Origin of the sequence: Leifsonia sp. fls2-241-R2A-40a, assembly GCF_030209575.1 — a bacterium.
Classification (GTDB): Bacteria; Actinomycetota; Actinomycetes; order Actinomycetales; family Microbacteriaceae; genus Leifsonia.
Map to the genome: position 1 here is coordinate 1 of NZ_JARVRS010000002.1, position 1,093 is coordinate 1,093.

Here is a 1,093-nt window from a genome sequence, read left to right on the forward strand (position 1 = left end):
GTTATAAAGAGGCTCAACGGCGCTTTGGCATTCAAGGCCGGTCCACGGTACTGGTTTGGTTACGCAAGCATGGCCGACAGGACTGGAGCCAAGGCGCCTCAATCCGAGCGCTGCGGAGCAGGCCGATGACCGACCCCAACCTACCGCTGACACCCGAACAGCGGATCAAAGAGCTTGAAGAACAGTTGGCGCTGAGCAATCAGAAGGCCCAGTTCTTTGAAGCTGTCGTGAACGTCTTGAAAAATGATTACGGTGTGTCCATCGTAAAAAAGCGACCCGGCAAGTCCTCTCGCAAGGGCAAATCCAAGACCTGAGCATTACCAGGGCTTGCCTGTTTATGGGCATTTCGCGCCAAGCGTATTACAAGCGCAACCGAGCCTTTGACGCGAGAGTTTGCCAAGACCAGCAGGTAGTGGAATTCGTTCTGGAAAAGCGTCGGCGCCAGCCGAGGCTTGGGACGCGCAAACTGCACCACCTGATGCTAATTGAAGCCGCAACAGCGCTACGTGTCGGTCGAGACCGCCTGTTTTCCATCTTGCGAGAGGCGCGAGAGCTGGTTCCTCGCAAACGTGCTTATCATAAAACCACGCATAGCCATCATCGCTTCCGCCGTCACCCCAACCTACTCAAAGCTGGCCCGGAACAAGTTGTAGCCAGCAGACCTGAACAGGTTTGGGTCGCAGACATTACCTATCTCCCAACGCGGGAAAGTGTCGCTTACGTTAGCCTGATAACAGACGCGTACTCACGCAAAATCGTGGGTCATCATGTGCACAGCAGCCTGCATACGGAGTCGGTGGTCAGGGCGCTGCAGAAGGCTGTTAGTCAGCGAAAATCCAATCAACCGCTCATTCATCATTCAGATCGCGGAGCCCAGTATTGCTCTGATTTATACCAACGGATGCATACCCGGCATGGAATCAGGTGCTCAATGACTGACGGTTATGATTGCTATCAGAACGCTATGGCGGAGAGGGTAAATGGGATTTTGAAGACTGAGTTTTTGCTACATCGCCCCAAAGACCTGGCGGATGCAGTGAAAATGGTGGATGAATCGGTGCAAATCTACAACCGGGAGCGGCCGCACTTATCC

General features: G+C 53.9%; 1 pseudogene. It reads left to right on the forward strand.

What is annotated here, in order from left to right:
* Nucleotides 1-1,093, forward strand: a pseudogene (locus tag QRN40_RS18505) (IS3 family transposase); the annotation flags it as partial.